The organism is Streptomyces sp. NBC_01450, assembly GCF_036227505.1.
Lineage (GTDB): Bacteria > Actinomycetota > Actinomycetes > Streptomycetales > Streptomycetaceae > Streptomyces.
The window spans coordinates 3892826-3913039 of the sequence record NZ_CP109480.1 but is presented as its reverse complement, the minus strand read 5'-3'; the positions used below and the strand labels follow the sequence as shown (position 1 = coordinate 3913039).

The following is a 20214-nucleotide window of genomic DNA, read 5'->3' as shown; positions in this document are numbered from 1 at the left end:
TACGAAGCTGTCGACTTGAGTGTTACCGCAGACGCGCCATGAGTGCGTGTTCGACGAGCGTGATCAGCGCGCTCTTCGCATCTGCACGGTGCCGGGCGTCCGTCGTGATGATCGGGGCGTCCGGTCCGATCTGGAGCGCCTCGCGCACCTCTTCGGGGTTGTAGGGCTGATGTCCGTCGAAGCCGTTGAGGGCGATGACGAACGGCAGGCCGCTGTTCTCGAAGTAGTCGACCGCGGGGAAGCAGTCGGCCAGGCGGCGCGTGTCGACCAGTACGACGGCGCCGATGGCGCCGCGGACCAGGTCGTCCCACATGAACCAGAAGCGGTCCTGACCCGGCGTACCGAAGAGGTACAGGATCAGGTCCTGGTCCAGGGTGATGCGGCCGAAGTCCATGGCGACGGTGGTCGTCGTCTTGTCTCCGGTGTGTGTGAGGTCGTCGATGCCGGCGGACGCGGACGTCATGACGGCCTCGGTGCGCAGCGGGTTGATCTCCGAGACGGCGCCGACGAACGTGGTCTTGCCCACGCCGAAGCCACCCGCCACCACGATCTTCGCGGAGGTGGTCGTCCTACCTCCGTCAGAGCTTGCGAAGTCCACTGAGCACCCTTTCGAGCAAAGTCACGTCCGGCGCGCCGCCGTTGTTCTCATCGCCGCCAGGCTGGTGAATGGCGACGAGTCCGGCCTCCGCGAGGTCCGCGACGAGGATCCTGGCCACACCGAGCGGCATGGACAGGAGGGCCGACACCTCGGCCACCGACTTGACCTCACGGCACAGGTGGCAGATCCGCTGGTGCTCCGGGAGCAGCCCCATCAGCTGCGTGGGGTCGGCCGTAGTGCTGATCAGCGCCTCGATGGCGAGTTGGTACCGCGGCCGGGTCCGGCCGCCGGTCATCGCGTACGGACGTACCAGCGGCTGGTCGCCCTCGTCCCCGTACGGCTGTGCGTACGGATCATGAGAGGCGGTGGGCGGGGTCATGAATCCTCCGGGCGGGACAGCAGGTCGGTCAGTCGTGCCGTCTGTTGGGGCCGGTGGGGGGATTGTGGCGGCCGGACGGTGATTTCGTGCAGTCTCTAGAACCAGGGCCCTTTAGTGGAGCAGACTTCCCTGGAGTTCGGCGCGCAGGTCCGGTGTGAGTACGGCCCCCGCCCGATCGACGAGCAGTGCCATCTCGTAGCCGACAAGGCCGATGTCGCACTCCGGGTGGGAGAGGACCGCCAGGGACGAGCCGTCGGAGACGGACATCAGGAAAAGGAAGCCGCGTTCCATCTCGACGACCGTCTGGGCCACCGTGCCGCCCTCGAAGATCCGGGAAGCCCCGGCGGTCAGCGAGGTCAGCCCGGAGGCGACAGCCGCGAGTTGGTCGGCGCGGTCGCGTGGGAATCCTTCGGACATTGCCAGAAGGAGCCCGTCGGCGGACACGACGACGGTGTGGGACACCCCGGGGGTGTTGTCCACGAAGTTGGTGATCAACCAGTTGAGGTTCTGTGCCGCCTGGCTCATCGGGCTCAACTAACGCTCCTGCTGGTGAGTGGGGCTGGGGAAGCTGCCGGTCTGGCCGGTACCGGCCTGTCGACCCTGCTGAATGCCCCTACGGAGATTGGTCAGCCGACCGCGTACGTCATCAGGCGCACGGGAGACCTGCGGACCAGTTTGGTGCTGTTGTTGCTGTGCCGTGCCCGCGACGAGGTTGGCTCGCGGGACGCGGCGCGGCAGGCCTGAGGTGGTGACCCCGCCCGCCGACGGTTGACGGACGCGTTCTGCCTGCCGGACGAGGTCGTCGTTCGGCGAGGTGCGCCAGTTGGCGGGGGCCGGTGCGGCGGCCGGCCGTTGCGGTGGTGCTGTGGGGGTCTGGTGGGGCTGCTGCGAGGGCTGCGAGCCGTTGGTGTGAACGCCGCCGTTCTGAGCGCCGTTCTGGGAGCCGTTGTGAACTCCGTTGGCGGAGCCGTTCTGGGCGCCGTTCGCCTGACCGTGGAACCAGTTGGTCTCCAGCGTGTCGTACAGCGGCGTACGTCCGTCACCGGGGCCTGTCGCCGGCGGCAGTGCCTCGGGCTGCTGCGGACGCGTGGGCCGCTGCTGCGGGGGCGCCGGGCGCTCGAACTGACCGGTGGACGACGGGTCCTGGGAGGCACCGTAGCCCGGCGCCGCGAACTGGCCGGTCGATGACGGGTCCTGGCCGTTGGCGTAACCGGGCCGGGCGAACTGGCCGGTGGACGACGGGTCCTGAGAGGCACCGTAGCCCGGCGCCGCGAACTGGCCCGTGGACGAGGGGCCCTGGGAGGCACCGTAGCCCGGGGTCGCGTACTGGCCCGTGGTGGACGGGCTCGGGGCGGCCGGAGCCGTGCCCGAGGAGCCGTACACGTCGGGGCGGACGAACTGACCGTTGTTCTGCCCGTTGTTCTGCGGCGCGTTCATGCCGGGGCGCGGGGCGTCGAAGTCGGGACGGGGGAACCCCGAGGTGGCTGCGGGACCCTGGCGGTCGTCGATCCGCGGCATCTCCGAGGTCGCGGTCGGGTCCTGCCGGTCGTCGATCCGGGGCATGCGCGAAGTGGAGTCGGGTTCCTCGTGACCGCGCGGGGCGTCGAGGGACGCGCGCGGCACCGGCGGCTGCGCGTTGTCGTCGCTCCAGCTCGGCCGGGACTGCTGCGGGCTGCCACCGGGCAGTTCGGCACGCGGACCACCACGTCCCGGCAGCTGCGGCCTGCGGCGGCCACCGCCCTTGTTGCCCGCGGGCTGCTGCGGGGGAGCGGCGGCGGGGCCGCTGTTGTCACCGAAGTCGAAGCCCTGGCGGGTTCCGGGGCCGTCACCGAAGCCCTGGGGGGCGTTGGTTCCCGCGGCTCCCAGGCCCTGCGGGCTCTGACCGAAGGCACCCGCACCGGCCGGGCTGCCCTGCTGCTGGTTGCCGGGACCCTGCGGTCCACGCGCGCCACCCGGGGCGCCGCCAGGGCGACCGCCCTGGTTGTTGCCGGGGAGCGCGGCCCGCGGACCCTGACCGGCGCCGACCTGTCCGCGCTGCGGCGGGGCACCGAGGAGACCGCCGCCACCGGCGGGGGCACCCGCCCCGAGGGACGGAGCGCCGCCCTGCCCGCCGCGGCGGGCCGCCGCGACACCGGCCGAGGCCTGTGCGGCGGCCGGACCACCGGAACCGCCCGGACCCGGCTTGCCCGGAGCCTTCTTGCCGCCCTGGGCGACATCGACGGGGAGCATGACGAGCGCGGTGGTGCCACCGGAGTCGGACGGACGCAGCTGGATACGGATGCCGTGGCGCTGCGACAGACGACCGACCACGAACAGACCCATGCGGCGGGAGACGGAGACGTCCACGGTGGGCGGCGAGGCGAGCCGCTCGTTGATCGCGGCCAGGTCCTCGGGGGAGAGGCCGATACCGGTGTCGTGGATCTCGATCAGTACGCGGCCGTCGGGCAGCGCGTGACCGGTGACCTTGACCTTGGTCTGCGGGGAGGAGAACGAGGTGGCGTTCTCGAGGAGCTCGGCGAGCAGGTGCACGAGGTCGTTGACGACTCGGCCGGCGACCTGCGTCGTCGGGACCGAGGCCAGCTCGATGCGCTCGTACTGCTCCACCTCGGAGGCGGCGGCGCGGAGCACGTCGACCAGCGGGACCGGGCGGGTCCAGCGGCGGCCGGGCTCTTCACCGGCGAGAACGAGGAGGTTCTCACCGTTACGGCGCATGCGGGTCGCGAGGTGGTCGAGCTTGAAGAGGGAGGACAGCTGGTCCGGGTCGGCCTCGCGGGACTCCAGTTCGGAGATGAGCGAGAGCTGACGCTGGATGAGGCCTTGGGAGCGGCGCGAGAGGTTGGTGAACATCGCGTTGACGTTGCCTCGCAGGAGGGCCTGCTCGGCGGCCAGTCGTACGGCCTCGCGGTGCACGTCGTCGAAGGCCGCGGCCACCTGGCCGATCTCGTCCCGGGAGTGCACACCGACGGACTCGACGGAGGTGTCGACGTCCTGCGGGTCGGACTCGGAGAGCTGCTTGACCAGCTCGGGCAGGCGGTCCTGGGCGACCTTGGTCGCGGTGTCCTGCAGTCGGCGCAGCGAGCGGATCATGGAGCGGGCCACGACGAAGGCGCCGACCAGCGAGACGCCGAGGACCAGCAGGATCAGCGCACCGGAGATGATTGCCTCCTGCTGGGAGGCGTTCTTCAGCTCACGGGCCTTCTGCTCCATCTCGTTGAGCAGCGTCAGCTCGATCTTCGACATCTGCTCGATCTTGGCAGTGTCGTCGTCGATCCAGTCCCTGTACGAGCGCTTGTCCTGGGTGCTCAGACCGCCCGACGAGCCGAGTACGCGGTTGGAGTACGCGTCGGCGGCCTGGATGGTCGGGTTGCCCTGGTCGATCGGCTTGGTGAGGTCTTCCGCCCCGGAGCCGTAGATGCTCGCGAAGCTGGTGCGCTCGGAGGCCTCGCTGTCCTGCGCGGAGTTCGCGTACAGCCGGTCGTTGTCGGAGAGCTTGCCGAAGGTGGTGTTGTTGTCCGGCAGCGCGGCGGCGATGACGGCGCGCTGGACGGAGGCGTATTCCTTGGCGGAGGAGAAGGCCGACAGGGCGCGGGTGCGCGAGATCATCTCCGGGTTGCTGGTCGCCTCGGCCATGTCCTGGGAGAGGCCGATCAGCTGGGTGATGAGGCGGTGGTACCCGTCGACCGTCTGCGAGGAGTTCTTGGGGTCGCTGTAGGCGCCGTTGCGGATGGTGCCCAGCTTGTTCAGCTCGCCGGCGATGGCCACGAGGCTGTCACGGACGCCGGTGAGCTGTCCGTTCGCGCTGGCGGTGTCGATCTCCTGGGTGCCCGCGATGAACTGCTGCTTGGCGACGTCCGTCGCGTCGCGGATCCCCTTGACCGTGATGTCGTTGGCCTTCGCGCCGTGCGCGAGAGGACCGGCCGACTGGTCGCGCTCCTTCTGGAGGGCGGCGGCGAGCTGGGTCGCCTGCTGGGTCATGTCGGTCAGCAGCTTCATGTTCTCGAGCTGCTGGATGTTGTCCATCGACTCGTTGATGCGCAGGGCACCCAGAGTGGTCGCGGCGACCACGGGGAGCGCGAGCAGCGACACCAGACGCGTGGAGATGCGCCAGTTGCGCAGAGCTATTCGAGAGCCGGGGCCGGTGGGGACCTTCGGCGTCGTGGGTGGTTGGTCGGGAGCCGTCGCGCCGGGGCGCGCGGAGCGCTCACCGCCGCCGAGTTCTGATTGTCCCGGGTTCTGGGCGTGCTGGGGCGAGGAACCGCGGTCGGTCCCGCCGTGCGCCTCCGGCTCCGCCGGAGCGCTGCCATCCCTCTTGAAACGTCCCTGCACTAGCGTCGCAACCTCTGGACCAGGCGCCCCTCCGCGAAAACGGCGGGACGGTGTCGGCGTCGTTCAGGGGCACAGATGCGCCCCCAGGTGTGGTCGTGAGTGACCGGCGCTGCTTCCCCTTCCCGCCGCCACTCGGCGCTGAGTCGCGCCCTCTGCGCGCCGGTTCGATCCCGCGGCGGTCCGAGGAATTCCAGCACAGTGCAGGATCTCCAACAAGGCCCGTGTACCAGGCTGTGACCACCGTGACACCTTGTGAGGGATGCGTTACGAGACGTAGAAAGTGATCTCGTACATAAAGGGCGTATGCGCACGAGCTACTGGCACACCAGGGGTGTCCCAGTCGCGATGATCAGGAGCGGAATGTTGGGTTCACTGAACCAATGTCCGTTTCGCCGGGGCGAGTTGGCGGCCTGAATTGACCGGTTTGCCCACTGGCGAGTGAGCAAACTCACACGGCGATCATGAGGTCTTCACGGCTTCGACAGGGAATTGCATGTTTAGCCTGGCGCTTTACAGGGATGGCAAATCCGACAACCTGCGCCGACCCGGCGGTCCTTGACCCCGCTCGGCGCCCGCCATGACGAGGTCGAATACAACAGTGAAGACGACGATGATGTTCCGCAACATAGCCAACCCGCGACGCACGACGCTGGCGCACCTCGAGGACGCCGACGCGCTGCAGGCGCCGGAGCAGCCGGAACACTCGGTCGACCTCCCCTCCCAGACCGCCAACCCCCGCCGCACCGTCCTGATGGAAGCCCCGGTCACGGCCGCCGCCGAGTAATACGCACGCGGACCGCCACCGACTCACCGCGCCGGCGACCGGCGGCGGCCCCACGGATCGCGGCCCACAGGCGACGCGGCCGGGAGCCGACTGGCGCACCCGGCCGGCGGTCGCCCGCCACACGCGGCCGACGGCCGTCGGGCACACCCGGCTCGCGGCCCACCGGCGTATATACGCGAAGCTCGCCCCCCTCCCCGCGTTAGCCTGGAGCGTCAGACTCCAGCCAGCTCAGTGAGGGGCGCAAGGATCCCGTGCGCATCGCCAGGTTCTCCATCGACGGCAACGTCGCTTTCGGCGCGGTCGAGGGCGACAAGCCGGACGAGCTCGTCCTCGACATCATCAAGGGCATCCCGTTCGCGGACTTCGAGCTCTCCGGTACGAAGGTCCCGCTGAGCAAGGTGCGGCTGCTGCCGCCGGTGCTCCCCAACAAGGTCGTGGCCTTCGGCCGCAACTACGCGGAGCACGCGAAGGAACTCGGCAACGAGGTGCCCGACGTCCCGTTCGCCTTCTTCAAGCCGTCGACCTCGGTGATCGGCCCCGGCGACGACATCCAGTACCCCTCCTTCTCCAGCGAGCTGCACCACGAGGCCGAGCTCGCCGTGGTCATCGGCCGGATGTGCCGGGAGGTCCCGCGCGAGCGCGTCAAGGACGTCATCCTCGGCTACACCTGCGCCAATGACGTCACCGCGCGCGACGTCCAGAAGCGCGAGAAGCAGTGGGCCCGGGCCAAGGGCTTCGACAACTCCTGCCCGCTCGGCCCCTGGGTGGAGACGGACCTCGACCTCACCGCGATCGCCGAGGGCATCACCATCCAGTGCACGGTCAACGGCCAACAGCGCCAGCTCGGCCGCACCAGCGAGATGATCCACTCCATCGAGGATCTGATCGTCAACATCACCGAGGCCATGACGCTGCTCCCCGGCGACGTGATCCTCACCGGCACCCCGGCTGGGGTCGGCCCCCTGAACGTCGGCGACGAGGTCGCCGTCACCATCGAAGGCATCGGCACTCTCACCAACAAGGTGATCAAGCGTGGCTAACGCGAACGTCCGCGTACGTTTCTGTCCGTCCCCGACCGGCAACCCCCACGTGGGCCTGGTCCGCACCGCCCTGTTCAACTGGGCGTTCGCCCGGCATCACGAAGGCACTCTGGTCTTCCGCATCGAGGACACCGACGCGGCCCGCGACTCCGAGGAGTCGTACAACCAGCTGCTCGACTCGATGCGCTGGCTGGGCTTCGACTGGGACGAGGGCCCTGAGGTCGGCGGCCCGCACGCGCCGTACCGCCAGTCGCAGCGCATGGACATCTACAAGGACATCGCGCAGCAGCTCCAGGACGCCGGCCACGCGTACCACTGCTACTGCTCGACCGAGGAGCTGGACGTCCGCCGCGAGGCCGCCCGCGCCGCCGGCAAGCCCTCCGGCTACGACGGCCACTGCCGCGACCTGACCGACGAGCAGAAGGCCGCCTACGTGGCCGAGGGCCGCACGCCCATCGTCCGCTTCCGGATGCCCGACGAGGCGATCACCTTCGACGACCTGGTCCGCGGCGAGATCACCTACCTCCCGGAGAACGTCCCGGACTACGGCATCGTCCGGGCGAACGGCGCACCGCTCTACACCCTGGTCAACCCGGTCGACGACGCCCTGATGGAGATCACCCACGTCCTGCGCGGCGAGGACCTGCTCTCCTCCACCCCGCGGCAGATCGCCCTCTACAAGGCGCTGATCGAGCTGGGCATCGCCAAGGAGACCCCCGCCTTCGGCCACCTGCCGTACGTCATGGGCGAGGGCAACAAGAAGCTCTCCAAGCGCGACCCGGAGTCCTCGCTCAACCTCTACAGGGAGCGCGGTTTCCTCCCCGAGGGCCTGCTGAACTACCTCTCCCTGCTCGGCTGGTCGCTCTCGGCGGACCGCGACATCTTCACCATCGACGAGATGGTCGCCGCCTTCGACGTCACGGACGTGAACCCGAACCCGGCGCGCTTCGACCTCAAGAAGTGCGAGGCGATCAACGCCGACCACATCCGCCTGCTCGATGTGAAGGACTTCACCGAGCGCTGCGCCCCCTGGCTGCAGGCACCCTTCGCCCCCTGGGCGCCGGAGGACTTCGACGAGGCGAAGTGGCAGGTGATCGCTCCGTACGCGCAGTCCCGCCTGAAGGTCCTCTCGGAGATCACCGACAACGTCGACTTCCTGTTCCTGCCGGAGCCGGTCTTCGACGAGGCGTCCTGGACGAAGGCCATGAAGGAGGGCAGCGACGCCCTGCTCCGCACGGCCCGCGAGAAGCTGGACGCGGCCGACTGGTCGTCCCCGGAGTCCCTCAAGGAGGCCGTCCTGGCCGCCGGTGAGGAGCACGGTCTCAAGCTCGGCAAGGCCCAGGCGCCGGTGCGCGTCGCCGTCACCGGCCGCACGATCGGCCTGCCGCTCTTCGAGTCCCTGCAGATCCTGGGCAAGGAGAAGGCCCTGCCCCGCATCGACGCGGCGCTGGCGAAGCTGTAACCGCACGTCGTACGACGAGGGGGCGGCGTCCGTTTTCGGACGCCGCCCCCTCGTCGTGTGCCGTGGCGCCGCGCCGGGCCCAACTCCCGCCCGTGGGGCGGCGTTCGAGGGAGTGCCCCTCGTCACCGGCGCGACAAGCGTCAACCGGCCGACATGGGAACCGCTCTCCGGGTTACCGTCGAGCCATGACCATCAGGGCCGTGATCTGGGACGTGGACGACACCCTCTTCGACTACACCACCGCCGACCGCACCGGTATGCACGGTCACCTGGCGGCCGAGGGCCTGCTCGACGGGTACGAGTCCGTCGAGCAGGCCCTCGCGCACTGGCGGGAGATCACCGACCAGCAGTGGGCACGCTTCTCGGCGGGGGAGACCTCCTTCGAGGGGCAGCGCCGCGACCGCGTCCGGGTCTTCCTGGGCGAGACGCTGACGGACACCGAGGCCGACGCCTGGTTCCAGCGGTATCTCACGCACTACGAGGCAGCCTGGGCCCTCTTCCCGGACGTCCTGCCCGTCCTGGACACCCTGGCCGCCAGCCACCGGCACGGGGTGCTGTCGAACTCCAGCCTCACCGTCCAGGACCGCAAGCTGCGCGTCCTCGGCGTGCGTGAGCGCTTCGAGGCCGTCCTGTGTGCCGCCGAGCTCGGCGTCTCCAAGCCGGACGCCCAGGCTTTCCACGCGGCCTGCGAGGCCCTGGAACTGGCCCCGCGACAGGTCGCGTACGTCGGCGACCATCCGGAGATCGACGGGCGGGGAGCCGCCGACGCCGGTCTGCTGTCGGTCTGGCTCGATCGCGACGGCGGCCGGGCCGCCGTCGACACGCCCGTCGGTTCGTTCGTCGGCCCGCACCGGATCGCCTCGCTGGCCGAACTCCCCGCGATCGTCGGCGCCGATACCCGTTTTGGAGCGCCGTCCACCTTCAGGTAATGTTCTTCCTGCGCCGCCGGAGAGCGGGCCGAAAGGTCCGGAACCGGAGGCGCAAGCTAAAACAAGATCCCCGCAGGGGATTCAGTTTCAGTGGCCTATGGTGTAATTGGCAGCACGACGGTTTCTGGTTCCGTTAGTCTAGGTTCGAGTCCTGGTAGGCCAGCTCGCAGAGCTTATCTGCACACGCGGAGACCAGCTCCGCAACGCCCCCGTTGTGTAGCGGCCTAGCACGCTGCCCTCTCACGGCAGTAGCGCCGGTTCGAATCCGGTCGGGGGTACAGATCCTTCCCAGGAAGGCAGTCAGGGTCGCACCCGCTGTCTCTCATGCAGGATCGCTAGGGCCCCCGTTGTGTAGCGGCCTAGCACGCCGCCCTCTCAAGGCGGTAGCGCCGGTTCGAATCCGGTCGGGGGTACTCGGTGGTCTAGACCACCGTTGGGCTATGGTGTAATTGGCAACACGACGGTTTCTGGTTCCGTTGTTCTAGGTTCGAGTCCTGGTAGCCCAGCTGGATCACTTGTGATCCTTGCCCCCGTTGTGTAGCGGCCTAGCACGCCGCCCTCTCAAGGCGGTAGCGCCGGTTCGAATCCGGTCGGGGGTACGTGAAGTCCGATGGACCTCCACTTCGGTGGGGGTCCATCGGCGTTTGCGGGTTCCGGTGCCGGCGGCCCCGCCCCTTGGGTTCACGGACTCCGCCGTCCTGGGCGCCGCCGCCCCGGACGGCGTACGCCTCACTCGATGCCGTAGCGCCGAGCCGACTCCTCCTCCTGGGCCAGCCGGTGCAGCGCTTTGAGGACCGGTTCGAAGAGAATCGCCGCCGCGACCGCCGTCTCGACCTTCTCCTCCTCCGAGGGGTGCTTCTCCAGGAAGTCCAGGTCGCGGACGGCCGCCTGGTGCATCAACTGCGCGTACGGTGCCATGAGTTCGGCGTCCCAGGCATAGCCGAGCCGGATCAGCGTGGCCACCGCCGACACCAGGGAACGGTGCACGGGGGAGAGGGCGCTCAGTTCCCGGGCGGTCTCCCAGCCCAGCGACTCCAGGAGCCGGTCCACCTCGCGGCGCGCGGAGCGGACGGCCGGGTCCCGCTCGTCCGGCTCGGGCTCCTGCGGCAGCGCCCACAGGGCGGCGCCCAGCCGGATCGTCCGGCCCAGGGACTCGTCGTCGACATGCCCGAGGATCTCCTTGGCCGTGGCCACGGAGACCCGCCCCGCCTGGATCAGCGCCCGCACCAGCCGCAGCCTGCGCAGATGGCTCTCGTCGTAGTCGGCCGTCGTCGCACTGACGCGGCGGCCCGGCGCCAACAGCCCCTCGCGCAAGTAGTACTTGATCGTCGCGATGGACACCCCGCTGCGCTCACTCAACTCCGACAGTCGCATCCCTTGCGCCCTTCCTTGGGTGGCGGCACTATCCAAACAGACGCCATCGGATAGTGCCGCTAACCAACAGGGGGAAGACATGTTCGGGAAGCCCGTGGCCGCAGGCCGTACCACCGCGGCAGCCGAAGGGGACGTGGTCGTCCTGCTGATCGGCATGCGCGTCAACCACTTCTGGGCGGTGCACCAGTGGGTACCGGTGTTCTTCGCCATGCTGCGCATGGTGCGGGACCTGGAGAAGGACGGCGGTCGAGGCCTGCTCGGCCGCGTGCTGCTGACGGCGTCACCGCGGACGTACTACGTCGTCCAGTACTGGGAGTCCAGGGAGAAGCTGTACGCGTACGCGTCGGCGCCCGACATGTTCCACCACAAGGTGTGGGCGATCATCAACCGCAAGGAGCGGGCGGGGAAGGTGCGTCAGCACGTGGGGATCTGGCACGAGGCGTATGTCGTGCCGGAGGGGTCGTACGAGTCGATCTACGCGGACATGCCGCCCTTCGGGCTCGCGGCCGCGTACGGGGCGTTGCCCGTGGAGAAGCGGGGGCGGCGGGCGGCGGACCGGTTCGCTCATCGGTCGCCCAAGGAGGGCGCGGAGGCCGGGGGAGCGACGGGTTGATCGGATGGTGCGGGCCGGCTGCGGCTGGTCGCGCAGTTCCCCGCGCCCCTGGCAGGGCGGGGAGGGGAGGTGTCCGGGGGATGAGCCTGCCGCGGCGTTGAGGCCGGTTCGTCCCCCGGTGTCGTACTGGAGGGGTGGCTCAGCCCGTGCGGCGGAGGGCCTCGGAGAGGCGGGCGGCGGAGTCGATGACCGCCTGGGCGTGCATACGGCCCGGGTGCCGGGTCAGGCGCTCGATCGGGCCGGAGACCGAGACGGCGGCCACCACACGGTTCGAGGGACCGCGTACGGGCGCGGAGACCGACGCGACGCCCGGCTCGCGCTCGCCGATCGACTGGGCCCAGCCCCGGCGCCGTACGCCCGAGAGCGCCGTGGCGGTGAAGCGGGCACCCTGGAGGCCGCGGTGCAGGCGCTCCGGCTCTTCCCAGGCCATCAGGATCTGCGCCGAGGAACCGGCCTTCATCGTGAGCGTCGAGCCGACCGGGACCGTGTCCCGAAGGCCGGACAGGCGCTCGGCCGCGGCGACGCAGATGCGCATGTCGCCCTGGCGGCGGTAGAGCTGGGCGCTCTCGCCCGTGACGTCGCGCAGGTGCGTGAGCACCGGGCCGGCCGTCGCGAGGAGACGGTCCTCGCCCGCGGCCGCGGCCAGCTCGGCGAGGCGGGGGCCGAGAATGAAACGGCCCTGCATGTCGCGCGCCACCATGCGGTGGTGTTCAAGTGCCACGGCGAGGCGATGTGCCGTGGGTCGTGCCAGTCCGGTCGCCGCGACCAGTCCCGCGAGGGTGGCCGGACCGGACTCCAGAGCGCTCAGGACAAGGGCTGCCTTGTCCAGAACGCCGACGCCGCTACTGTTGTCCATGCAACGATACTCGCGTCTCACTCTGTGAAACGCAAGTTCAATTTTCGGTGGAACGCGCCACCCTTGTAGACACAGCGGCCCGCGGACCAACGGGCCCGGTGGAGGGCGTCCGGACGAGGGGTACGGACGCCGCCGCCCCGGAAATCTCTAGTTGGGCCGGCGCCACACAGGCCGGCCGGAGGGAAAGCGATGGGTAGGACACTCGCGGAGAAGGTCTGGGACGACCATGTCGTCCGGCGCGCCGAGGGCGAGCCCGACCTCCTCTTCATCGATCTGCACCTGCTGCACGAGGTGACCAGCCCGCAGGCCTTCGACGGCCTCCGCCAGGCGGGGCGTCCCGTGCGCCGTCTCGACCTCACCATCGCCACCGAGGATCACAACACCCCGACCCTCGACATCGACAAGCCCATCGCGGACCCGGTCTCCCGGGCCCAGCTGGAGACGCTGCGCAAGAACTGCGCCGAGTTCGGTGTACGGCTGCACTCGCTGGGTGACGTCGAGCAGGGCGTCGTCCACGTGGTGGGACCGCAGCTGGGTCTGACCCAGCCCGGTACCACCGTGGTCTGTGGCGACTCCCACACCTCCACGCACGGCGCCTTCGGCGCGCTGGCGTTCGGCATCGGCACCTCGCAGGTCGAGCATGTGCTGGCCACCCAGACGCTGCCGCTGGCCCGCCCCAAGACCATGGCCATCACGGTCGACGGCGAGCTGCCCGAGGGCGTCACCGCCAAGGACCTGATCCTGGCGATCATCGCCAAGATCGGTACGGGCGGCGGCCAGGGCTACATCCTGGAGTACCGCGGCTCCGCCATCGAGCAGCTCTCGATGGAAGCCCGGATGACCATCTGCAACATGTCGATCGAGGCCGGCGCCCGCGCGGGCATGATCGCCCCCGACGAGACCACCTTCGAGTACCTCAAGGGCCGTGCGCACGCCCCCGAGGGCGAGGAGTGGGACGCCGCGGTCGCGTACTGGAAGACCCTGAAGACGGACGAGGACGCGGTCTTCGACGCCGAGGTGGTCATCGACGGCCCGTCGCTGGCGCCGTTCGTCACCTGGGGCACCAACCCGGGCCAGGGAGCGCCGCTTTCGGCGTCCGTCCCCGACCCCGCTTCGTACGAAGACGCATCGGAGCGCCTGGCCGCCGAAAAGGCCCTGGAGTACATGGGGTTGACCGCCGGACAGTCGCTGCGCGACATCAAGGTCGACACCGTCTTCGTAGGTTCCTGCACCAACGGTCGCATCGAGGACCTGCGCGCCGCCGCCGCGATCGTCGGGGGCCGCAAAGTCGCCGACGGCGTACGGATGCTGGTGGTCCCCGGCTCCGCGCGGGTCGGTCTGCAGGCCGTCTCCGAGGGTCTGGACGTGGTCTTCAAGGAGGCCGGCGCCGAATGGCGGCACGCGGGCTGCTCGATGTGTCTGGGCATGAACCCCGACCAGCTGGCCCCCGGTGAGCGCTCCGCGTCCACCTCGAACCGCAACTTCGAGGGCAGGCAGGGCAAGGGCGGCCGTACGCACCTGGTGTCGCCGCAGGTCGCCGCCGCCACCGCCGTACTCGGTCACCTGGCCTCCCCGGCCGATCTCGCCGACTCGTCTGCCGCCCGCACGCCCGCTGGAGTCTGAGAAGTCATGGAAGCATTCACCACGCACACCGGCCGGGCCGTTCCGCTGCGCCGCGGCAACGTCGACACCGACCAGATCATCCCCGCCCACTGGCTCAAGAAGGTGACCAGGGACGGTTTCGAGGACGGGCTGTTCGAGGCCTGGCGCAAGGACTCGTCCTTCATCCTCAACCAGCCCGAGCGCGCGGGCGCCACTGTCCTGGTCGCGGGCCCCGACTTCGGCACCGGCTCCTCCCGCGAGCACGCCGTCTGGGCGCTGCAGAACTACGGCTTCAAGGCCGTCATCTCGTCCCGGTTCGCGGACATCTTCCGCGGCAACTCGCTCAAGAACGGCCTGCTCACGGTGGTTCTGGAGCAGAAGACCGTGGACGCGCTGCAGGAGCTGACGGAGAAGGACCCCGAGGCCGAGATCACGGTCGACCTGGAGGCCCGCGAGGTGCGCGCCGAGGGCATCACCGCCGCCTTCGAGCTCGACGAGAACGCCCGCTGGCGGCTGCTGAACGGCCTGGACGACATCTCCATCACCCTCCAGAACGAGGGCGACATCGCGGAGTACGAGGCCAAGCGGCCGTCGTACAAGCCGAAGACGCTGCAGGTCTGACGCCCGGGACGCCTCGCGACTGAGGCACGGCTGATTTCAGCCACCGCAACACCCCTCTGTACCCCCAATCGTGGACGGTTGGGGGTACAGCTGTGTCTGCCCCCGGAGGCCCCCCGCGCACCCCTTCGAGGGGCTTCAACTCCCCTAGTTACAAAGGAGATTGCCTGGGTACGCGCTTCTTGGAGCCGCGGCTCTCCGGGGCGCTCAGGACCCTCTCCAGGGACGGCAGTTACCCCCTGGGCAGGCGACAACTCGCCCCAGATGGCACAATCTGTGCATGGAACACGACGGCCAACTCGAGCTCTATGCGGCAGTCGCGGCCCAACTGAAGGAAGCGCACACAAGAGTGCGCGCACTGCAAGTCCCGGAGGGCGTACGGATGGCGCTGACCCGGAAGCTGCTGGTCATTACGGCCGTGGCCAAGCACGATCTCGCCGACGCGACAAGGCGGCTGGAGCGGTTCACCACCGACCTCGACGAGGGTCGATTCCTCGAAGGGGATCGCTGAGGAACTCCGCGACAGTCCGAGTTCGTTGCGGCACAAGGGTGATTAGCCCGTTTCGTGTTTGATTTGCGGTATATATCTGCCTAACGTGCGAAAAAGCTTGAACGCATTCGTTCGGGCAATGTCTCCGAAGGGGAAGACGTGAACAAGGCGCAGCTCGTAGAAGCGATTGCCGACAAGGTCGGCGGGCGTCAGCAGGCCGCCGACGCGGTCGACGCCGTACTGGACGCGATCGTCCGTGCAGTTGTCGGCGGGGACCGGGTCTCGGTCACCGGCTTCGGTTCCTTCGAGAAGGTCGACCGTCCGGCTCGTTACGCCCGCAACCCGCAGACCGGTGAGCGTGTTCGGGTCAAGAAGACCTCTGTGCCGCGCTTCCGCGCCGGTCAGGGCTTCAAGGACCTGGTGAGCGGCTCGAAGAAGCTCCCGCGCGGTGGCGAGGTCGCGGTCAAGAAGGCGCCCAAGGGCAGCCTGACCGGGGGTGCCGCGGCGACGGTCAAGAAGGCCGCGGCCAAGAAGGCCACCGCCGCCAAGAAGGCGACTGCGAAGAAGACCACCGCCGCGGCGAAGAAGACGGCGGTCAAGAAGACCACCGCCGCCGCGAAGAAGACGACGGCCAAGAAGACGACCGCCAAGAAGACGACGGCGACCGCCAAGAAGACCGCGGCGACCGCCAAGAAGGCGACGGCCAAGAAGGCCCCGGCGAAGAAGGCGACCGCCAAGAAGGCCCCCGCCAAGAAGTCGACGGCTCGCAAGACCACCGCCAAGAAGACCACCGCCCGCTAGAAGCAGGGGCGCAGGGCAACTCACGCGCCGGGCCGGACTCCCACGGGGAGCCCGGCCCGCGGCGTTTCCGGGACCTGGTCGATGAGAAGGCCTGGTCGGAAGGCCTGGTCAGAGAGTCCGGCGAAGGTCCGTTCAGTCCGTTCAGAAGGTCTGGAGCGTCACCAGGGTGATCCGGCGGGCCTCGCCGTCGCCCTCGGTCTCGATGCGTACGCGCTGCCCCGGGCGCAGCAGCCTGAGCCCGCCGGCGTCGAACGCGGCGCCGTCGAAGGGCACCGGCGTGCCGTCGTCGAGCAGCACCTGGCCGCTACGGGTGTCGGGGTCGTACGTGTACGCGGTCGCCTGCATGCCGAAAGCCTATCCAGGGCTGGTGTGCGCCGCTGGTGGGCCCGGCGGACGCGGCGTCGGCGAACGGCGTTCAGGTGCCCGGTTGGCCCGGGATCAGGAGTTTCGCCGCCATCCTGGCCGTGCGGGGGCCCACTCCCAGTGCGAGCGCCGCGCGTAGATCTTCCCCGGTGTCGACGTCCTGGCGTACGGAATCCACCGCGGTGAGAACGAGTTCCGCGGCTCCCGAGGCGCGATGACGGGTTCGGGAATCGGTGCCGAAGGCGGGGCGCAATTCACGGCCGGGGGATGCGGCCAGCAGAGTGGTGCCGATTGCGGCCGCATCGGGGAGAAAAGCGCGCGGGAATTCGGCGGCGGCATCGAGTACCCGAGCCAATTCCAGGGGACGCAAGGCGGGCAGATCGGCGTTCAGTGCGGCCACGGCGCATTCGGGAGTCCGGGAGCGTACGGCCGCCGCCCCGTGCGCCAACGCGGCGTTGAGACCGCCACCCGGCTCGTCCGGGACGATCCACGCTCCCAGCGCGGCCAGCTCCCGCCCGGCCAGCGCGTCGTCCGTGACGACCGCCACATCGCCGACGGCCGCGCAGGCCAGCGCGGCCGCCACGGTGTCCTGCGCGAAGGCGAGGGCGAGTCCGGGGCGCACCGCGTCCGCGGCGGTGTCAGAGAGCCTGCTCTTGGCCCGCGCCAGGGCTTTGAGGGGGATCACCAAGGTCCACTGCACGAGCGCTCCGTTCCTCCCTTGTCGCGCCCATTGTGACCCGGCACCCGTGGCGGTCCGGACGTCGGGGCGTACGGTGTTCTCGACAGACCGGCGGCCTGGGGTGACACTTGTGCGGCCCCCCAGGCCCTAAGAGGAAGGTGCCCGCGTGCCCCGCCGCAGAATCGGCTTCTGGTACCGCTTCGCAGCGGTTCTCTGTAAACCGCCACTGGTGGTTCTGATCAAGCGGGACTGGCGCGGAATGGAGAACATTCCGGCTGAGGGCGGATTTATCACGGCGGTGAACCACAATTCGCATGTGGACCCGTTCGCGTATGCCCACTATCAGTACAACACCGGGCGTGTTCCGCGTTTCCTGGCCAAGGCCGGGCTTTTCAGGAAGGGATTCGTGGGGGCCGCGATGCGCGGCACCGGACAGATCCCCGTCTACCGCGAGAGCACCGACGCGCTGAGCGCGTTCCGGGCCGCGATCGACGCCGTGGAGCGCGGCGAGTGCGTCGCGTTCTACCCCGAGGGCACCCTCACCCGTGACCCCGACGGCTGGCCGATGACCGGCAAGACCGGTGCCGCCCGGGTCGCCCTGCAGACCAAGTGCCCGGTGATCCCGGTCGCCCAGTGGGGCGCCAACGAATTGCTGCCGCCGTACGCCAAGAAGCCGAACCTCCTTCCCCGCAAGACCCACCACGTTCTCGCGGGCCCCCCGGTCGACCTGTCGCGCTTCTACGACAGGGAGATGAGCCCGGACCTCCTGAAGGAGGCCACCGAGGTCATCATGGCCGCCGTCACCGCGCAGCTTGAGCAGATCCGCGGCGAAAAGGCCCCTGAGACGCCCTACGACCCGCGCCAGGTGCGGATCGAACAGCGCAGGCGTACCAGGGCCCAGGAGCGGGCTCAGGAGCGGGTACAGGCCCAGCAGGCACAGGCACAGCAGGAAGAGGGGCAGAGCACGTGAGCAAGCCGGTCAAGGCGGCCGTCTTCGGGACCGGATCGTGGGGTACGGCCTTCGGCATGGTGCTCGCCGACGCGGGGTGCGAGGTCACCCTGTGCGCGCGGCGCGCCGAGCTCGCCGAGGCGGTCAACTCCACGCATACGAACCCGGACTACCTGCCGGGCGTCGACCTCCCCGAGAACCTGCGGGCGACGACCGACGCCGCCGAGGCCGCGCGTGACGCCGACTTCACCGTCCTCGCCGTGCCCTCGCAGACCCTGCGCGGGAACCTCGCCGAGTGGACGCCGCTGCTGGAGCCGGACACGGTCCTGGTCTCCCTCATGAAGGGCGTCGAACTCGGTTCCGCGATGCGGATGAGCGAGGTGATCGAGGACGTCGCCAAGGTCGGCGCCGACCGTATCGCCGTGGTCACCGGCCCCAACCTGGCCCGTGAGATCGCCGCCCGGATGCCGGCCGCCGGTGTGGTCGCCTGCACCTCGGAAGCGGTCGCCCAGCGTCTCCAGGCCGCCTGCCACGCCCCGTACTTCCGCCCGTACACCAACACCGACGTGGTGGGCTGCGAACTGGGCGGCGCGGTCAAGAACGTGATCGGCCTCGCCGTCGGCATCGCGGACGGCATGGGCCTGGGCGACAACACCAAGGGCTCGCTGATCACACGCGGACTCGCCGAGACCACCCGCCTCGGTCTCGCCATGGGCGCCGACCCGCTGACCTTCTCCGGACTCGCGGGCCTGGGCGACCTGGTGGCCACCTGCTCCTCGCCGCTGTCGCGCAACCACACCTTCGGCACCAACCTCGGCAGGGGCATGACCCTCCAGGAGACCATCGCGGTCACCAAGCAGACGGCCGAGGGCGTCAAGTCCTGTGAGTCCGTGCTGGATCTGGCCCGCAGGCACGGCGTCGACATGCCCATCACCGAGACGGTCGTCGGCATCGTCCACGAGGGCAAGTCGCCGGTCGTCGCGGTCAAGGAGCTGATGGGGCGCAGCGCCAAACCCGAGCGCCGCTGAGGATCCACGCCGCGCCGCCGCCGGAAATCAACGCTCCGCAACGGCTCGTACGACGCTGAGCGACCACCCGTGCGACGTTGGACAACGGCCGCCGTGGGGCGCTGACCGAGCGCCGTACCAACGGGTACTCTCAACGCGATATGAGCACCGAGAACCTCCCCCAGAGCCCTGAGCAGCCGCCTCGCAAGCCGCGTGTGGCCGTTGTCTTCGGCGGCCGCAGCTCCGAACACGGGATCTCCGTGGTCACGGCCGGCGCCGTCCTGCGTGCCATCGACCGGACGAAGTACGACGTCCTGCCGATCGGCATCACCCGTGACGGCCGTTGGGCGCTCACCGCCGATGAACCGGACCGCATGGCCATCGTCGACCGGCGCCAGCCGGATGTGGAGCAGCTCGCCGAGTCGAACGAGGGCGGCGTGATCCTCCCCGTCGATCCGGCCAACCGCGAAGTCGTCTACAGCGAGCCCGGATCGGTCCCCAAGGCGCTGGGCGAGGTCGACGTCGTCTTCCCCATGCTGCACGGCCCCTACGGCGAGGACGGCACCCTCCAGGGCCTCCTGGAGCTCTCCGGGGTCCCGTACGTCGGTGCGGGCGTGCTCGCCTCGGCCGTCGGCCAGGACAAGGAGTACATGAAGCGGGTGTTCACCTCCTTCGGGCTGCCCGTCGGCCCGTACGAGGTGATCCGGCCCCGCGAGTGGCAGCGCGACGAGTCCGCCGCCCGCAAGAAGATCATCGACTTCGCGGGGGAGCACGGCTGGCCGCTGTTCATCAAGCCCGCGCGCGCGGGCTCATCGATCGGCATCACCAAGGTCGACTCCCTCGAAGGCCTCGACGAGGCGATCGAGGAGGCCCAGCGCCACGACCCGAAGATCATCGTGGAGGCGCTGCTGCGTGGCCGCGAGATCGAGTGCGGGGTTCTGGAGTTCGAGGACGGTCCGCGCGCGAGCGTGCCCGCCGAGATCCCGCCCGTGCAGTCGCACGCGTACTACGACTTCGAGGCGAAGTACATCGACTCGACGCCCGGCCTCGTGCCGGCCCCGCTGACCCCCGAGCAGACCGCGGAGGTCCAGCGGCTCGCGGTCGAGGCGTTCGAGGCCGCCTCCTGCGAGGGCCTGGTGCGCGCGGACTTCTTCCTCACCGAGGACGGCGAGTTCGTGATCAACGAGATCAACACCATGCCGGGCTTCACGCCCATCTCCATGTACCCGCAGATGTGGCAGGCGAGCGGCGTGGCCTACCCGGAGCTGGTGGACCGCCTGATCCAGGCGGCGCTGTGCCGCTCGACGGGGCTGCGCTAGAGCTGCGGGACCGGGGCTCCGCTCC

The 20214-nt window shown here is 69.5% G+C and carries 20 protein-coding genes and 5 tRNA genes; 17 read left to right on the top strand and 8 right to left on the bottom strand.

All coding sequences use genetic code 11. The features are described 5' to 3' along the window. Positions 1 to 22 precede the first annotated feature (22 nt). From OG568_RS17420 to OG568_RS17405, 4 genes are all read right to left on the bottom strand, one after another. Positions 23 to 598 (bottom strand): GTP-binding protein, encoded by a 576-nt coding sequence (locus OG568_RS17420; RefSeq protein ID WP_054235412.1) that lies wholly within the window; start codon positions 596 to 598, stop codon positions 23 to 25. Continuing rightward, positions 579 to 977 (bottom strand): DUF742 domain-containing protein, encoded by a 399-nt coding sequence (locus OG568_RS17415; RefSeq protein WP_266430999.1) that lies wholly within the window; start codon positions 975 to 977, stop codon positions 579 to 581. The genes OG568_RS17420 and OG568_RS17415 overlap by 20 nt, the downstream gene beginning before the upstream one ends. 111 nt (positions 978 to 1088) lie before the next feature. Beyond that, on the bottom strand, positions 1089 to 1502 hold the full coding sequence (locus tag OG568_RS17410; RefSeq protein ID WP_010984127.1) for a roadblock/LC7 domain-containing protein: 414 nt from the start codon (positions 1500 to 1502) through the stop codon (positions 1089 to 1091). 9 nt (positions 1503 to 1511) lie between these two features. Then, complete coding sequence (locus tag OG568_RS17405; protein WP_329532250.1) at positions 1512 to 5303, bottom strand: sensor histidine kinase; 3792 nt, start codon at positions 5301 to 5303, stop codon at positions 1512 to 1514. A gap of 598 nt (positions 5304 to 5901) precedes the next feature. On the opposite strand from OG568_RS17405, the gene OG568_RS17400 reads away from it, so the two are divergent. From OG568_RS17400 to OG568_RS17360, 9 genes are all read left to right on the top strand, one after another. Then, entirely contained in the window at positions 5902 to 6087 is a 186-nt protein-coding gene (locus OG568_RS17400) for a hypothetical protein (protein WP_329532249.1), read from the top strand. 251 nt (positions 6088 to 6338) lie between these two features. Beyond that, on the top strand, positions 6339 to 7127 hold the full coding sequence (locus OG568_RS17395; protein ID WP_329532248.1) for a fumarylacetoacetate hydrolase family protein: 789 nt from the start codon (positions 6339 to 6341) through the stop codon (positions 7125 to 7127). After that, complete coding sequence (gltX, locus tag OG568_RS17390) at positions 7120 to 8589, top strand: glutamate--tRNA ligase (RefSeq protein WP_329532247.1); 1470 nt, start codon at positions 7120 to 7122, stop codon at positions 8587 to 8589. The genes OG568_RS17395 and gltX overlap by 8 nt, the downstream gene beginning before the upstream one ends. A gap of 185 nt (positions 8590 to 8774) precedes the next feature. Then, positions 8775 to 9518 carry an HAD family hydrolase gene (locus OG568_RS17385; protein ID WP_329532246.1) on the top strand — a complete coding sequence of 248 codons (744 nt, stop codon included), beginning with the start codon at positions 8775 to 8777 and terminating at the stop codon, positions 9516 to 9518. 91 nt (positions 9519 to 9609) lie between these two features. Further along, positions 9610 to 9681: transfer RNA gene (locus OG568_RS17380), tRNA-Gln, on the top strand. Between the two features lie 42 nt (positions 9682 to 9723). After that, positions 9724 to 9796, top strand: a tRNA-Glu gene (locus tag OG568_RS17375). A gap of 62 nt (positions 9797 to 9858) precedes the next feature. Next, positions 9859 to 9931 (top strand) — tRNA-Glu (locus OG568_RS17370). Positions 9932 to 9952: 21 nt separating this feature from the next. Next, positions 9953 to 10024: transfer RNA gene (locus OG568_RS17365), tRNA-Gln, on the top strand. Positions 10025 to 10044: 20 nt separating this feature from the next. After that, positions 10045 to 10117 (top strand) — tRNA-Glu (locus OG568_RS17360). 130 nt (positions 10118 to 10247) lie between these two features. Here OG568_RS17360 and OG568_RS17355 read toward each other — a convergent pair. Beyond that, on the bottom strand, positions 10248 to 10892 hold the full coding sequence (locus OG568_RS17355) for a MerR family transcriptional regulator (RefSeq protein WP_329532245.1): 645 nt from the start codon (positions 10890 to 10892) through the stop codon (positions 10248 to 10250). Between the two features lie 79 nt (positions 10893 to 10971). On the opposite strand from OG568_RS17355, the gene OG568_RS17350 reads away from it, so the two are divergent. After that, entirely contained in the window at positions 10972 to 11505 is a 534-nt protein-coding gene (locus OG568_RS17350) for a DUF4188 domain-containing protein (RefSeq protein WP_329532244.1), read from the top strand. A 139-nt stretch (positions 11506 to 11644) separates the two neighbouring features. Here the strand turns inward: OG568_RS17350 and ndgR are convergent, their stop codons facing one another. After that, positions 11645 to 12361, bottom strand: coding sequence for an IclR family transcriptional regulator NdgR (gene ndgR, locus OG568_RS17345; RefSeq protein WP_075031172.1), 717 nt, complete (start codon positions 12359 to 12361; stop codon positions 11645 to 11647). Between the two features lie 189 nt (positions 12362 to 12550). On the opposite strand from ndgR, the gene leuC reads away from it, so the two are divergent. From leuC to OG568_RS17325, 4 genes are all read left to right on the top strand, one after another. After that, positions 12551 to 13984 (top strand): 3-isopropylmalate dehydratase large subunit, encoded by a 1434-nt coding sequence (leuC, locus tag OG568_RS17340; protein WP_329532243.1) that lies wholly within the window; start codon positions 12551 to 12553, stop codon positions 13982 to 13984. 6 nt (positions 13985 to 13990) lie between these two features. Further along, positions 13991 to 14584, top strand: a complete 594-nt coding sequence (leuD, locus tag OG568_RS17335; protein WP_329532242.1) for a 3-isopropylmalate dehydratase small subunit — start codon at positions 13991 to 13993, stop codon at positions 14582 to 14584. A gap of 277 nt (positions 14585 to 14861) precedes the next feature. Then, positions 14862 to 15092, top strand: a complete 231-nt coding sequence (locus OG568_RS17330; protein WP_054235400.1) for a hypothetical protein — start codon at positions 14862 to 14864, stop codon at positions 15090 to 15092. 138 nt (positions 15093 to 15230) lie between these two features. Continuing rightward, positions 15231 to 15872, top strand: a complete 642-nt coding sequence (locus tag OG568_RS17325) for an HU family DNA-binding protein (protein ID WP_329532241.1) — start codon at positions 15231 to 15233, stop codon at positions 15870 to 15872. Positions 15873 to 16013: 141 nt separating this feature from the next. Here OG568_RS17325 and OG568_RS17320 read toward each other — a convergent pair whose 3' ends face one another. Both OG568_RS17320 and cofC read right to left on the bottom strand, forming a co-directional pair. Then, entirely contained in the window at positions 16014 to 16217 is a 204-nt protein-coding gene (locus OG568_RS17320) for a hypothetical protein (RefSeq protein WP_054235398.1), read from the bottom strand. Between the two features lie 70 nt (positions 16218 to 16287). Further along, positions 16288 to 16935 carry a 2-phospho-L-lactate guanylyltransferase gene (gene cofC, locus OG568_RS17315; protein WP_266690839.1) on the bottom strand — a complete coding sequence of 216 codons (648 nt, stop codon included), beginning with the start codon at positions 16933 to 16935 and terminating at the stop codon, positions 16288 to 16290. 145 nt (positions 16936 to 17080) lie between these two features. Here cofC and OG568_RS17310 point away from each other — a divergent pair, with 145 nt between their 5' ends. The 3 genes from OG568_RS17310 to OG568_RS17300 all read left to right on the top strand — a co-directional run bounded on the left by OG568_RS17310 (position 17081) and on the right by OG568_RS17300 (position 20189). Further along, positions 17081 to 17884 (top strand): lysophospholipid acyltransferase family protein, encoded by an 804-nt coding sequence (locus tag OG568_RS17310; RefSeq protein ID WP_329532240.1) that lies wholly within the window; start codon positions 17081 to 17083, stop codon positions 17882 to 17884. Beyond that, complete coding sequence (locus tag OG568_RS17305; protein WP_329532239.1) at positions 17881 to 18891, top strand: NAD(P)H-dependent glycerol-3-phosphate dehydrogenase; 1011 nt, start codon at positions 17881 to 17883, stop codon at positions 18889 to 18891. Before OG568_RS17310 ends, OG568_RS17305 begins: the two co-directional genes overlap by 4 nt. A gap of 140 nt (positions 18892 to 19031) precedes the next feature. Then, on the top strand, positions 19032 to 20189 hold the full coding sequence (locus OG568_RS17300; RefSeq protein WP_329532238.1) for a D-alanine--D-alanine ligase family protein: 1158 nt from the start codon (positions 19032 to 19034) through the stop codon (positions 20187 to 20189). Positions 20190 to 20214: the final 25 nt, after the last annotated feature.

Coding starts and splice junctions, on each gene's coding strand:
- OG568_RS17415 (WP_266430999.1), bottom strand. CDS start 977: ATGACCCCGCCCACCGCCTCTCATGATCCGTACGCACAGCCGTACGGG.
- OG568_RS17410 (WP_010984127.1), bottom strand. CDS start 1,502: ATGAGCCAGGCGGCACAGAACCTCAACTGGTTGATCACCAACTTCGTG.
- OG568_RS17385 (WP_329532246.1), top strand. CDS start 8,775: ATGACCATCAGGGCCGTGATCTGGGACGTGGACGACACCCTCTTCGAC.
- OG568_RS17355 (WP_329532245.1), bottom strand. CDS start 10,892: ATGCGACTGTCGGAGTTGAGTGAGCGCAGCGGGGTGTCCATCGCGACG.
- OG568_RS17350 (WP_329532244.1), top strand. CDS start 10,972: ATGTTCGGGAAGCCCGTGGCCGCAGGCCGTACCACCGCGGCAGCCGAA.
- ndgR (WP_075031172.1), bottom strand. CDS start 12,361: ATGGACAACAGTAGCGGCGTCGGCGTTCTGGACAAGGCAGCCCTTGTC.
- leuC (WP_329532243.1), top strand. CDS start 12,551: ATGGGTAGGACACTCGCGGAGAAGGTCTGGGACGACCATGTCGTCCGG.
- leuD (WP_329532242.1), top strand. CDS start 13,991: ATGGAAGCATTCACCACGCACACCGGCCGGGCCGTTCCGCTGCGCCGC.
- OG568_RS17330 (WP_054235400.1), top strand. CDS start 14,862: ATGGAACACGACGGCCAACTCGAGCTCTATGCGGCAGTCGCGGCCCAA.
- OG568_RS17320 (WP_054235398.1), bottom strand. CDS start 16,217: ATGCAGGCGACCGCGTACACGTACGACCCCGACACCCGTAGCGGCCAG.
- OG568_RS17300 (WP_329532238.1), top strand. CDS start 19,032: ATGAGCACCGAGAACCTCCCCCAGAGCCCTGAGCAGCCGCCTCGCAAG.